Below are 12,320 nucleotides of genomic sequence, written 5' to 3' on the forward strand. Positions count from 1 at the left end.
GGCTTGTCAGTCCGCCTTCAGCGCTTCAACAATGGTCTTGGCCTCGCCGCCGGTCTCTTCGACGATCCGAGCAGCGACCTGTTCGGCTGCCTCATTGAAAGGCGCAGCCTGCTCGGGCGCGAGCCGGATTACCTCGTGGCCCTCCATTTGACCGAAGGATTCAATACCGTCAGCGGCTACGCGGAGCTGGGACGCCTGACCGTTGAGTGAGGCCTGCTTGCCGGCCTCCTCGACCACCGCCTTCTGCTCGTCGCTCAGGCTATCCCAGGCGTCGCGATTCATGACGATGAAGAACGGGGAATTCGTCGTTTCCATCCCGAGCGTCACGAATTTTGCAACTTCGCCCAAACGGAAGGCCTTCGTTGCGGTGCCGTCGATCATCGCAGCATCAATCACGCCCGTCTGCAGCGCATTGTAAACATCGCTGACAGGCATGGAGACTGGCGTCCCACCCCAGGCCGCGACGAGCTCGCCTGAGTTACGCGACGGAACACGGATCTTCATACCCTTGATGTCGTCGATCGTGCGTATCGGTTTCGTCGCACTATAGATGATGTTCTCAGCCGACGACCAAAGTGCGACCAGTTTGACGCGCTTGTACTCAGGCTGAAAGAGATCAATGTTCTTCCAAATCGTTTCTGTCCCCGACTTTTCCTCCAGCACGCCCGGCAGTTCCGCAAGCAGCGTCAGCGGGAAGGTTGACGCCGTATACCCGGGCAGGCTGATCGAAAACTCGGCAACGCCATCAACGGCACGGGCATATTGCTCCGTCGGACCGGCACCCATTTCGCCGCCGTTATAGACCGTAACCTTGACCTCACCCTTTGTGCCCTCCTCGACCGCCTTCGCGAACGGCTCGAATGTGCTGGCGACATAGGGGTGCGTCGGCGCCATATAATTTGCGAACTTGAAAGTCTCCGCCTGGGCTGCCGAAGCCATGAGGCCAGCGGCCAGAGCTGCTGCTGCAAGTTTCGTGATCATGTACATCTAGTAATCCTCCCTCAAGATTGGCTACTGCAGGGAGTTTCAGCTGCACGGAAGGAAAAGACCAATTAGAAAGCAGCGCCGCATCATAAGGACAAGCTATATCCTTCATCCAGATGCTCCGCGACCTCCTCAAGAAGATCCATGATCTTCTGTTGCGGTCGCGTGGGACGCCAGCCGGTTCTGTAGGTCAGCCCGATAGGCCGAACATGCTGGGCGGTCTCGAACGGCAGCTGAACAAGAAGGCCCTGATCACACTCGGGTCTTGCCTGGACTTGCGATATGCAGCCCAGATGATCGCTCTCAAGCAGCAGTCCTCGCATAAGCAACAAAGAGCCGGCCTCGATGAGGCGAGACGGAACCCTGCTGCCGGCATCGGAAAAGAAGGTCTCAAACTGACTCCGCGTCGGCGTCCCCTGATGTGGCACGACCCACGGATATCCTAAGAGGTCGCCGATGCTGATGGTCTGCTGCGCCGTCAGGGGATGACCCGGACGGGCCAGAAGGGCAAGCCTGTCATCGAAGAGAGGAACCTGGACGATGTCGGCGATTGGCGCCGGGTCCCTCAGGGCGCCCACGAGAAGATCCAGGCTGCCTCTGCGCAGATCGCCCAGCAGGCTCTGATACGGGCCATCGATCACCCGAACTACCATCTCCTTGTAGAACTGGCGGAACCTTGCCAGTGCCGATGGCAGAAGCACCGAACGCGCCAAAGGCATGGCGCCGATGACAAGCGATCCCGCTTCCCCACCATCAAGTTCGGCAAGCTCTGCATCCGCCTGATCGAGTTCATAGATTGCCAGCCGGGCAGCCCGCGCGAACGATTGGCACAACCGTGTCGGAATGATGCCGAAGGCTGTGCGCTCAAAGAGGGTGCGGGCTGCCTCCTGTTCGATATGCGTGACCGCGCGGTGCACTGTCGGCTGGGCCAATCCCAACTGTCGAGCCGCAAGGGTGAAGTTCTCACTCTCGCTAACTGCGACCAAGGCCTGCAACTGCGCATAGGTCAAAGAGGTTCGCAGACGGGGGGAAATCGAAACGGAGATGGGATCCAAGAGGGCGAAGGCGCTGTCCACGCGCCTTAACAGGATCTCGGCGCGCGAGGTCGGGAAGAGCCCGGTCCTGCTGCGCTCGAAGAGGGCGCCCCCCGCCTGGAGCTCGAGCTTGTTCAGGGCCTGCGTGACCGCAGGCTGGGAGACATGCCATTTTTCCGCGGCCAGCGTGACCGACTTCAACTCTGCAACCGCAGCGAAAAGCCTGAGATGCCTCAGGTTTCTGGACATGCTAGCCTCGCGAGAAGCGCATCCGAGCGCTTCGCCAAATCATCGGTCCCGGGATTGAGATCGAGGGCCGCTACGGTGCGTTGCCACTCCACTGTCCCGCGGCTCATCCAGTCGGGCAGCCCGAATGCCCGCAAAGTGACACAGACCTCCTCCACCTCGGCGGCCCGTCGCCCACCGTGCACCATCATCCGCTCCAGGTTGTAGGAGCCCCGCGCGTGCCAATCGATCCCGGGATCCGAAGCCTGAAGGGATGCCAGAACCGCCTCTTCGACGCCGGCACGGCGTGCCGCAAGCAAGCATTCTGCCGTCAGTGCCTCCAGCCCCTTGATGATCACGGAGCGCAGCATCTTAACGCTCGACGCATCTCCAACCCTGGAACCGAGAACTGTTGGCCGCATGTCCAGTGCTTCGATCGCTGCGGCCGCCTCTTCTGCATGGGGGCCGGAGAGGAGAAGGGGAACCTGGTGACGTTTCGGGTACACCGGCGCCATCACCGCCACGTCGACATAGCGGCCGCCAGCCCGTTCGATGACTTCGGCCGCCTTCTGCTTGGTCTGCGGCGCACAGGAATTGCCATCGAGCCACAACGCCCCGCTCGGCAGATGCTCGGCGCCGGCACAGGCTGCCGCGAAGGCCTGGTCGGCAGTGACCAGGCAGAAGACGAGGCCTACGCGATCCAGCGCCTGGCCCATCTGCTTCATCGGGACGACGCCGGCTTCGCGACATCGCTCCAGGACCAGCGCTGCGGCCTCGGGATCCGCCAGTTTTACGTCATAAGCGCCGACCTCCGTCGCCTCCGAAAGCTGCCATCCCGATGCAAAGGCATGCGCAGCCTCTCCAAAGCCGACGAACGCCAAGGATTTTGTAACTCCAGCACTGGCTTCCCTCATGAACTGACTCCTCCTGCAAGTAGGTTGATGTTTGCACACGCTCGATGCTGCCGCTACAATCTATAGCTACAGCTTATGACGATGAGCAGCTTTTTCATTTGCTCCTGGAAGCCTGGCAAGCGATCTTCCCTGCAGTTTCAGGAGGAAGCACTATGCCCACAAGTACCAGCACCGCCCCGAAGACAGCTCTTGTCATCAGCGCTCATGCCGCAGATTTCGTCTGGCGCTGTGGAGGAGCGATCGCGCTTCATGCGCAGCTCGGCTACAATGTAACCGTCGTCTGCCTGTCTTTCGGCGAACGGGGAGAGAGTGCAAAGCTTTGGAAGCAGGAGGGTATGACGCTGGACCGGGTCAAGGAGGCGCGTCGCGCCGAAGCCGAGCGTGCTGGCGAAGCCCTTGGCATTCATGATCTCGTATGCATGGATCTGGGAGACTACCCGCTCGAACTCAGCCGCGACGACAAGAATTCTCTGGTGGATGTGATCCGAAAGGTGCAGCCCCGCTTCATGTTAAGCCACTCCCAGTACGATCCCTACAACACCGACCACATGTACGCGACGCAGGTGGCGCTCGAGTGCCGCATGATCGCCCAGGCCTGGGGCCACAATCCGGGCGAGAAAGTGTTGGGCGCGCCGCAGCTCTATCTCTTCGAGCCGCATCAGACGGAGCAGATGGGGTGGAAGCCGGATACCTTCCTCGACATCACGCCTGTCTGGGAAAAGAAGCGCGCCGCCATCGAGTGCATGGAAGGCCAGGAGCATCTGTGGGAATATTACACGCGCGTCGCGATCAACCGCGCCAACCATTTCAAGCGCAATTCCGGCGGTCAGTCCGGCGGACGCGACTGCAAATATGCTGAAGGCTTCCAGTCCATCTTCCCGCGCACGGTGGATGAGCTTTAGGGGAGGCTTTCATGGAGCAGTGCTTCGACATCGCCCATCTCGGTCACGTGGAGATGTACACGGACCGCTACGGCGAGAGCCTCGACTTCTTTACGCGGGTTTACGGGCTCAAGGTTTCGGCCGAAGATGAGACTTCAGCCTACCTGCGGGCATGGGACGACTACGAGTTCCACTCCCTGAAGCTGACGCGCCACCACCAGACCGGGATAGGCCATGTTGCCTATCGTGCCGCGTCACCCGAGGCGCTGAAGCGGCGTGTGGCGGCGATTGAAGCCTCTGGCTACAAGGTGCACGGCTGGGTGGACGGGGATCTCAGCCATGGTCGATCCTTCCGCTTCGAGGATCCCTTCGGCCACGTCTTCGAGATCTATTGGGAGACGCAATGGTACGAGCCGCAAGTTGAGGCCGAGCGGGCAGCACTTAAGAATATGGCCTCCGCTTTCACGGGTGCGGCGCCGCGTCGCCTCGACCACCTGAACCTCTTATCGAGCGATGTCACCGAGTTTCGCCGGTTCATGGAAACCTGCCTCGGCTCCCGGGTCACGGAGATGATCCAGCTCGACAATGGCCGCATCGGCGGCTGCTGGTTCACGGTCAACAACAAGACCTATGACCTGGCATGCACGGAAGAACACGCTGGCGGGGCAGGCAGGCTTCACCACGTCACTTATGCAACGGACCAGCGGGAGGACATCCTGCGTGCCGCCGATATCTTCCTGCAGAACGGCATCCATATCGAGACGGGGCCGCATAAGCACGCAATCCAGGGCACGTTCTTCCTCTATGTCTGGGAGCCAGCGGGTAACCGCGTCGAATTGGCCAATGCCGGCGCCAGGCTCATCCTGGCCCCCGACTGGAAGCCCGTCGTTTGGACCGAAGCCGACCGTAGGAAGGGCCAAGCCTGGGGGTTGAAGACCATCGAGACCTTCCACACGCATGGCACGCCCCCGGTCAAGAAGGAGAATTAACATGGCTGTTGTCGTTCAGAACATCCAGCGGGCGGACGCCGCTATCATCGATCGTCTCGCCAAGGCAGGCGTCGCGACCGTTCATGAAGCGCAGGACCGGCGCGGCTGCCTGGCCTCATACATGCGCCCGATCTATTCTGGCGCCCAGATCGCCGGCTCGGCGGTGACCATCTCCGCGCCTCCGGGGGACAACTGGATGGTGCATGCGGCAATCGAACAGCTGAAGGAGGGGGACATTCTTGTGCTCGCGCCAACCTCCCCTTGCGACAACGGCTATTTCGGCGACCTATTGGCCACCTCGGCACAGGCAAGGGGTTGCCGTGGTCTTGTCATCGATGCCGGCGTACGCGACGTGCGGGATCTGACGGCGATGGGCTTCCCGGTGTGGTCGAAGGCTGTGTCCGCACAGGGGACGGTGAAGGAAACCTTGGGATCGGTCAACGTGCCGATCGTGTGCGCAGGTGCGGCGATCGAGGCCGGTGACATCATTGTCGCCGACGATGACGGTGTCGTGGTGGTCAAGCGTGCCGAGGCCGCGACGGTGGCGGACGCCGCCGACAAACGCCTGGCTGCTGAAGAGGCAAAGCGCAAGCGGCTGGCAAGCGGTGAGCTTGGGCTCGACATCTACAGCATGCGCGAGCGGCTTGCAGAGAAGGGGCTGAAATATGTCTGATCCTTGCTCCAACGGTATTCCGTGCCTGTGGATGCGCGGCGGCACCTCCAAGGCTGCCGTTTTCCTTGCCTCCGACCTTCCGGCCGATCCCAAGGAGCGCGACGCCCTGCTGTTGGGGGTGATGGGCTCTCCCGATGCCCGGCAGATCGACGGTATCGGCGGCGCTGACCCGCTGGCCTCTAAGGTTGCGATCCTTTCGCCGTCCACGCGGCCGGATGCCGACATCGACTACCTGTTCCTTCAGGTCTTCGTCGACCAGCCCGTGGTGACTGACGCGCAAGGGTGCGGCAACATTCTTGCGGCCACCGGACCGGCTGCGATCGAACGAGGACTGGTAAAGGCCCAAGATGCAGTCACGCCGGTTCGCATCCATATGCTCAACACCGGAGAGGTCTCGCTGGCGCAGGTATCGACCCCCGGCGGCAAGGTCACTTATGAGGGCGACGCTGCCATCGATGGCGTACCAGGTCATCACGCACCCATCCCGCTTTTCTTCCAGAACACGGAAGGATCCATGTGTGGCGCTCTTCTGCCCACTGGCAACGCGCGTGACGTGGTGGAAGGCTTCGACTGCACGCTGATCGACAACGGTATGCCGATCGTCATCCTGCGTGCCGCAGACTTCAAACTCACAGGCAAAGAGGATCGCGAGGCGCTCGATGCCGATACTGAGCTGAAGGCGAAGCTGGAAAAGATCCGCCTTGCGGTAGGTCCCCTCATGAACCTCGGCGACGTGAAGGAGAAGTCGGTTCCGAAGATGACACTCGTCTCACCACCCCAGAACGGCGGGACCATCAGCACCCGGAGCTTCATCCCTCACCGATGCCATGCATCGATCGGCGTCTTCGCAGCCGTCAGCGTTGCGACAGCCTGCACCCTTCCCGAATCCGTCGCCGCCGAGGTTGCGAATGTGCCCGAGGACGAGCGCTTTTTGGTGGAGCATCCGACTGGTGCAGCGGAAGTGCTTGTACGCCGCGACAATCACGGAGCGATCGAGGGAATCGGGACGCTGAGGACGGCCCGCAAGCTGATGGAGGGACGCGTTTTTCCGGCACCTCTTCACAAGAGCAATTGAGCAAAATGAGGGTCGCGATCGCCATGAGGCGTGGAGGCCGTCATTAAAATTAGCGCAAAACGCCGAATTATTTGTACGACGTCGAATGGGCGTGAGCCGAGCCAGGCCGGTGCTCGCTAGCAGCTGTTGATGCGAGGTCAGCCAGGCAAGCCTGATCTGAGAACGGGAGTTTGGAAGGAAACAGCCAGTTTCACTTACGGCATCGCCTTACCATCTCATGCCAGCTTCAGCCACCCGGGGGCGGGCTGGCAGCCCTCCTCAATTCGCATTCACCAGAGCTGCTCTTATGAACCCACTGCCACAGGTCGCCCCCTTGGTGAAGATGGACCCCGGTGCCTTGCTGCAGAAGCTAGAGCAACGTACGATTAAACGAACCCATATCCTGCGGCCGAGAAGTAGTTTCGACATTCGTGGATGTCGAAGAGGTTGCAGATGGATCCGAGTGCCTGCGAGAGGGCATCGAATGTTCTGGCCGCGGCCCCTCTCAGATGGGCTTTGATCTTTGAGAAGGCCATTTCAATCGGGTTCAAATCCGGCGAGTAAGCTGGGAGAAAAAGGAACCATGCGCCGACTTGTTTGAGGATATTTGCTGCTCGCGTGCTTTTATGAACTCGCAGATTATCCAAGATGACAACGTCGCCAGGACTGAGGGTCGGAACAAGTTGCGTTTCGACATAGGTGTCGAAAATTACGCGGTTCATTGGCCTGTCGATGATCCAGGGAGCAGTTAGTCCGAAGCATCTCAAGCCGGCGACGAAAGTCTGTGTCTTCCAGTGCCCGAACGGCGCGTTCATGACCAGGCGTGTTCCACATTGAGAGCGGCCACGCAGCCTCACCATCTTCGTATTCACAGAGGTTTCGTCAAGGAAAACAAGCCGCTGCGGTTCGAGTTGCATTCTGGGTTGGCGCTTTCAATCCAGAACTCTCGGGCTTCTCGCACATCTTTACGTGCGCGTTCCGCTGCCATCAGCTGTTTTTTTATATGTGAAGCCCTGCAATATCAGGAAGCGAGACAACGAAGATGGGGGGATAATAATAGCATGTTCTTTCTCGAGACGTCGGGCCAGCTCAGGCATGGTAATATCTGGCTTCGCCTCGACCTGGGCGACCAGGAAATCGCGATAGGGTGATAGCTTTCCACTACCCGGTGGCCTGCCTTGCCGCGCGGGGGCTATCGTCCCCGTCCGTTCATGGCGCTGCATCAGTTTGATTGCGGAGCTGTCGCTGATCGCGAAATGGCGCGCTGCGGCGCGGCAGGACTGGCCAGCAGAAACCATCGTAACAACACGTTGGCGAAGATCAGCAGAATGAGATTTGCCCATGCGATTCACCTCCAAATAGAAGGGAATCACAAACCAGAGCCCAAAGAAACCCCTTCCGATTCCTAATTCAGGACCGATGCTCTAGTGGCCGCAGGCTGCAAAGCGTCCACGGGAGAGGTCTCGCTGGCCGACACCGCCGCCCGCTTTCAAGTCAGAGTGGACTTGGTACATGGGAACCATTTCCTACCAAGAGCGATCGCTCTATCGGTCATGATGGAGCAACCAGCCCGAGACATAGCCCCTCCGAAGTTGAACGCCTCAACAGGATCTATTCCGGCCAGGCGGCAATACCGCAATAGCCACAAGGCATATCAGCTATCTAGTCAGCAGACTTGCCGATTCCTGGTTGGATGCATCAAAATGTGCTGCCTGCGACCCGACAGGCGCTTTGAGAACTGAGCAAATGTTGAGGGAATGGGGCAGGATCCGCCATACGATGCCGAAGCGGCCATGGAACTGGGCCAGGGGGATATAACGAAATGCAAAGATGCCCGAGACTTCCAAGAACAGTCGCAATAGCCGCCTTGGCGCGGGCTCTCGCAGCCGCCGCGTTTGGGCTCGGGATGACGCAACTTAGTGAAGCAGCTCCGATCGAAGTCGTCGACGTGACGGGCGGAACGGTTCAAGGCATTCCCAGTGACACCCGGGGTGTCAGCGAGTTTCGAGGAATTCCTTACGCCGGAAATGTCGGTGGGGAGAACGCTTGGAAGCCCGCTCCCCCCGTAACGCCATGGACTGGCACCATGACGGCGGGAAGCTGGGGCGACAGGATGCTACAGGATCCCGGATCTGAATCCGGCCAGCCACCCGTATCATCCGACGGTCTCAACCTCACGGTGTGGACACCCGCAGAAACGAAGGATGCCAGCCTACCGGTTTACATGCTCATTCATGGAGGGGCCAACCGCCTGGGCTCCTCGGCAATGGCTGACATCTATGATGCAGAACTGGCGGCACAGGGTATCGTTGTAGTCTCCGTGCAGTACCGGCTAGGGGCGCAAGGTTTTATGGCGCTGCCGGAAATGGAAAACAGCGGCCCCAACGGCGCCAAGGGAAATTTCGCTGTCCTGGATCTGGTCGATGCGCTCGAATGGATCCGCGACAATATTAGCGAGTTTGGCGGCGATCCTCATACCGTAACCATCGGCGGTCAATCCGCGGGCGGGGAAAACGCGGTTGCTCTGCTGCGAACCCCTCTCGCCAAAGGCCTTTTCCGCCGCGCCTTCATCCAGTCGAGTTTCACCGGGTTCCTCCCCGGCAAGATAAAGAATTTCGCTTCGAAGGCGCAGCACGATCAGGCTGCAGTCGACGAGGTTATGGGGGCACCAACGACCTTGGTCGATTTGAGAGCGATCGATGAGGCCAAGTGGCTGGCCCCATGGAAGGATGGCAAGGAGTCGCTTTTCAGTCTCCTGGCGAGAGCAACCGGCGGCGGCCAATTCTTCACCATTGATGATCATGTCTTCACCGAGGACTCGGTCAATCTGCTACAGCCCGGTGACTTCGACGGACTGGACATCGTTATCGGCCAAACGGCCGATGAATATACGGGTCTCCGCGGCGTTTCTTCCATGACGGAAGACGAGCAGCACGAGGCGCTGCTGAACTTCATACGCGAGTATCAAGTGGGTAACGTAGATCCCACGATTTTCCCGCTATATGCCACGGATGACCCGGTCGAGGCGTCGCGTCTGGCCTTGCGGGCGATCAACGACTACATGTTCCAGTACGTGCGGATTGGAGCAGAGATTGCCAAGGCGAATAGTCCAGCTTCCAACATCTACCTGTACTATTGGGATCACTGGCCGCCGGGCAAGGACCAGGGCCTCAAACGCGCCTACCATGCTGCGGACCTGTGGTACTGGAACGGCTCGCTTCGCGAGGGAGCGAAGGACCAGAGGCCCTGGAGCGATCCGGACTTTCGTATGAAGCAGATGGCAATGACTTACCTAGCCAACTTCGTGAAAACCGGTGACCCGAACGGTCATTCGGTGCCGCACTGGGAACAGGTCAGTGGGGGCTCCGACAACGGCCCTAGCCGGTTCCTGCGCCTCCATGAGGGTGAGGCTGAATTGCGCACTCAGACTATCTACCCCACACGCGACGGTTACATGCGACAGGTTATCGAAGAAGGGATGGCCAAACGATAATGAGATCTACCGAACTTCCTGCTTGCAGCACCATTCTGAGGATTGAAGTGCCGGTAAGGTAGCTCAGTTCAAGGTAATCGACGGAAAAGGAGGAGTTTCTATGTCGATATCATCAAAGAAGATTCGTCGTGGTACGACCCGGCTACTTGTCGTGTGCGCCATGTCGTTCACGCTGGCCTTGGTGCTCGCCGAAACGTCACGTGCGCAGACCGGCGGATCCGACAAGGAGACGCCGCTCGGTGTTCTCAGCGTGACCGGCGGCAAGGTGCAAGGCATCCCGACCGATGTCGACGGCGTCACCCTTTTCAAGGGTCTTCCCTACGCCGGTCCAGCCAGCGGGAGGGCCCGGTTTGGCGCCCCGACCCCGGTCAAGGCTTGGGAGGGTGTGAAAACCGCCGACACCTGGCCTGACCGATCGATGCAGTGGTCGGGGATCAATCCGACCGGTGAGTTCTGGGGTGACGAGTTCTACTATGACCAAGCCTATCTGCCCCCAATCAGCGAAAACGGTGCCGCGCTGAACATCTTCACACCGGCAAAATCTGGCGAAGCCAAATTGCCTGTCTATTTGTGGATCCACGGCGGTGCGAATGCCCACGGCTACGGATCGGAGATGGAATTCTGGGCTTCAAAGCTGGCCGAGAAGGGGATTGTGGTGGTGACCGCGCAATACCGTCTCGGGGTGTTTGGCGAGATGGCGCTCAAGGAAATAACGGCGGAGAATTCGGAAGGCTATTCCGGCAACCAGCGCGATCAGGACCTGATTGCGGCGCTTCACTGGGTTCATGACAACATTTCCCAGTTTGGCGGCGACCCCCAAACGGTCACAATCGGCGGTCAATCGGCCGGATCGCGCAATGTGTATGGCCTTCTTCGCGCTGCTCCCGCCAAGGGTCTGTTCAAGCGGGCGGTGATGCAATCCACGTTTCGTATCGGGCCGGCAGACGAGGCACCCGCGGACGAGGCCGAGCAGGAGAACGCTGCCGCCCTCGAAAAGATCTTCGGCAAACCGATGAGCCTTTCCGACCTGCGCGCCTTGCCCGCCGAACGCTTTTTTCAGCCCGTCAGCGCCACCGACGATCGGCTACTCTACTACGCTCTGCGCAGCGCCATTAACGGCGACACGATAGACGGCAAAATGATCACGGAAGAATCCGTCGATCTCATGCGTGACGGCGCGCTTGACGGCATTGACATTCTAACCGGCGCCAACGCCGACGAGCGCACGTCGCTCGACGGCGGTCCGGAGAAGACACTGGCAATCGCCGAATATGCCGCATGGATGGAGGACCGCTACGGACCTGAATGGCAGAAGGTCTATCCAGCGGACGATCCGTCGCAGGCCTACCGACTGAAGCTGAGGGCGGGGGCCGATGAAGTCTTGGCCGAAGCGATGATTTCCGCCCGATACGCGAAGAGCCACAATAGCAACAACAATGTGTGGGTGTATTACTTCGACAACCCTCCGCCCGGGCGCAACTCTGAATTCTACGGCTCGTTCCATTCGTCCGAACTTTGGTATTACTTCAACTCACTGCGCGACATCGACGGTCAGCGGCCCTGGACTGAAAAGGACTATCGAATGGCCGACACCATGTCGTCCTATCTTGCCAACTTCGTGAAGACCGGAAACCCCAATGGCGATGGTCTGGCGGAATGGAAGCAGCCGGAAGACGGACCGGAGATGATGCGCTTCAACGACGGTTACGCATATCCCGTGTCGACGACGCCTTACCCTACACGGGATGAACTGAATCGCGAACTTGTCTTGAAGCGTTATGGACTCGATGCTCAAAGGCTCAATCGTCCCTGAGGAACAACGGACCCTCGAGCCGCATCGGGCCTGCCAACCCAATGCGGCCGTTTTTGTTGTCGAGGATCATGGCCGGCAACTGGTCCCCAAGAGATCTTTGCGATCCCGACAATACGGCCGATGCAGCAGCCGCTCAGCGTCGATCTCATGAGTGAAGAAAGCTGACGATCCGGATCATCTAACCGCGCGACGCTTCCCTCACGAGGCACGGATCTTGATTTGAGGACCCGCGAACGCAGAAGGTCGCGGGCAAACTGTCA

At 59.7% G+C, this 12,320-nt stretch carries 9 protein-coding genes and 1 pseudogene; 6 read left to right on the plus strand and 4 right to left on the minus strand.

The window, feature by feature from the left end; all coding sequences use genetic code 11:
* Positions 1 to 6: 6 nt before the first annotated feature.
* From MUU54_RS19130 to MUU54_RS19140, 3 genes are all read right to left on the minus strand, one after another.
* Entirely contained in the window at positions 7 to 987 is a 981-nt protein-coding gene (locus MUU54_RS19130; protein ID WP_247245612.1) for a TRAP transporter substrate-binding protein, read from the minus strand.
* 83 nt (positions 988 to 1,070) lie between these two features.
* Positions 1,071 to 2,267, minus strand: a complete 1,197-nt coding sequence (locus tag MUU54_RS19135) for a LysR family transcriptional regulator (protein WP_247245613.1) — start codon at positions 2,265 to 2,267, stop codon at positions 1,071 to 1,073.
* On the minus strand, positions 2,252 to 3,157 hold the full coding sequence (locus MUU54_RS19140) for an NAD(P)-dependent oxidoreductase (RefSeq protein WP_247245614.1): 906 nt from the start codon (positions 3,155 to 3,157) through the stop codon (positions 2,252 to 2,254). Before MUU54_RS19140 ends, MUU54_RS19135 begins: the two co-directional genes overlap by 16 nt.
* 152 nt (positions 3,158 to 3,309) lie before the next feature.
* On the opposite strand from MUU54_RS19140, the gene MUU54_RS19145 reads away from it, so the two are divergent.
* The 4 genes from MUU54_RS19145 to MUU54_RS19160 are packed head-to-tail and all read left to right on the plus strand — an operon-like array spanning position 3,310 to position 6,775.
* Positions 3,310 to 4,059: a PIG-L deacetylase family protein gene (locus tag MUU54_RS19145; protein ID WP_247245615.1), complete on the plus strand. Its 750-nt coding sequence runs from the start codon at positions 3,310 to 3,312 to the stop codon at positions 4,057 to 4,059.
* 11 nt (positions 4,060 to 4,070) lie between these two features.
* A complete protein-coding gene (locus tag MUU54_RS19150; RefSeq protein ID WP_247245616.1) occupies positions 4,071 to 5,027 on the plus strand; it encodes a VOC family protein in 957 nt (318 codons plus the stop codon).
* Between the two features lies 1 nt (position 5,028).
* Positions 5,029 to 5,700 carry a 4-carboxy-4-hydroxy-2-oxoadipate aldolase/oxaloacetate decarboxylase gene (locus MUU54_RS19155; protein WP_247245617.1) on the plus strand — a complete coding sequence of 224 codons (672 nt, stop codon included), beginning with the start codon at positions 5,029 to 5,031 and terminating at the stop codon, positions 5,698 to 5,700.
* Positions 5,693 to 6,775 carry a 4-oxalomesaconate tautomerase gene (locus MUU54_RS19160; RefSeq protein ID WP_247245618.1) on the plus strand — a complete coding sequence of 361 codons (1,083 nt, stop codon included), beginning with the start codon at positions 5,693 to 5,695 and terminating at the stop codon, positions 6,773 to 6,775. The genes MUU54_RS19155 and MUU54_RS19160 overlap by 8 nt, the downstream gene beginning before the upstream one ends.
* A 365-nt stretch (positions 6,776 to 7,140) precedes the next feature.
* Here the strand turns inward: MUU54_RS19160 and MUU54_RS19165 are convergent.
* Positions 7,141 to 8,097 (minus strand): annotated as a pseudogene (locus MUU54_RS19165) (IS630 family transposase).
* A gap of 479 nt (positions 8,098 to 8,576) precedes the next feature.
* Between MUU54_RS19165 and MUU54_RS19170 the strand changes: the two are divergent.
* Positions 8,577 to 10,247, plus strand: a complete 1,671-nt coding sequence (locus MUU54_RS19170; RefSeq protein ID WP_247245619.1) for a carboxylesterase family protein — start codon at positions 8,577 to 8,579, stop codon at positions 10,245 to 10,247.
* Positions 10,248 to 10,407: 160 nt separating this feature from the next.
* Entirely contained in the window at positions 10,408 to 12,060 is a 1,653-nt protein-coding gene (locus MUU54_RS19175; RefSeq protein WP_247245620.1) for a carboxylesterase/lipase family protein, read from the plus strand.
* Positions 12,061 to 12,320: the final 260 nt, after the last annotated feature.

It is taken from the genome of Pseudorhizobium tarimense (genome assembly GCF_022968135.1).
GTDB lineage: Bacteria > Pseudomonadota > Alphaproteobacteria > Rhizobiales > Rhizobiaceae > Neorhizobium > Neorhizobium tarimense.

What these genes read in the sequence shown, in the direction of transcription:
- MUU54_RS19130 (WP_247245612.1), bottom strand. Translation starts at nt 987, where the DNA reads ATGTACATGATCACGAAACTTGCAGCAGCAGCTCTGGCCGCTGGCCTC.
- MUU54_RS19135 (WP_247245613.1), bottom strand. Translation starts at nt 2,267, where the DNA reads ATGTCCAGAAACCTGAGGCATCTCAGGCTTTTCGCTGCGGTTGCAGAG.
- MUU54_RS19140 (WP_247245614.1), bottom strand. Translation starts at nt 3,157, where the DNA reads ATGAGGGAAGCCAGTGCTGGAGTTACAAAATCCTTGGCGTTCGTCGGC.
- MUU54_RS19145 (WP_247245615.1), top strand. Translation starts at nt 3,310, where the DNA reads ATGCCCACAAGTACCAGCACCGCCCCGAAGACAGCTCTTGTCATCAGC.
- MUU54_RS19150 (WP_247245616.1), top strand. Translation starts at nt 4,071, where the DNA reads ATGGAGCAGTGCTTCGACATCGCCCATCTCGGTCACGTGGAGATGTAC.
- MUU54_RS19155 (WP_247245617.1), top strand. Translation starts at nt 5,029, where the DNA reads ATGGCTGTTGTCGTTCAGAACATCCAGCGGGCGGACGCCGCTATCATC.
- MUU54_RS19160 (WP_247245618.1), top strand. Translation starts at nt 5,693, where the DNA reads ATGTCTGATCCTTGCTCCAACGGTATTCCGTGCCTGTGGATGCGCGGC.
- MUU54_RS19170 (WP_247245619.1), top strand. Translation starts at nt 8,577, where the DNA reads ATGCAAAGATGCCCGAGACTTCCAAGAACAGTCGCAATAGCCGCCTTG.
- MUU54_RS19175 (WP_247245620.1), top strand. Translation starts at nt 10,408, where the DNA reads ATGTCGTTCACGCTGGCCTTGGTGCTCGCCGAAACGTCACGTGCGCAG.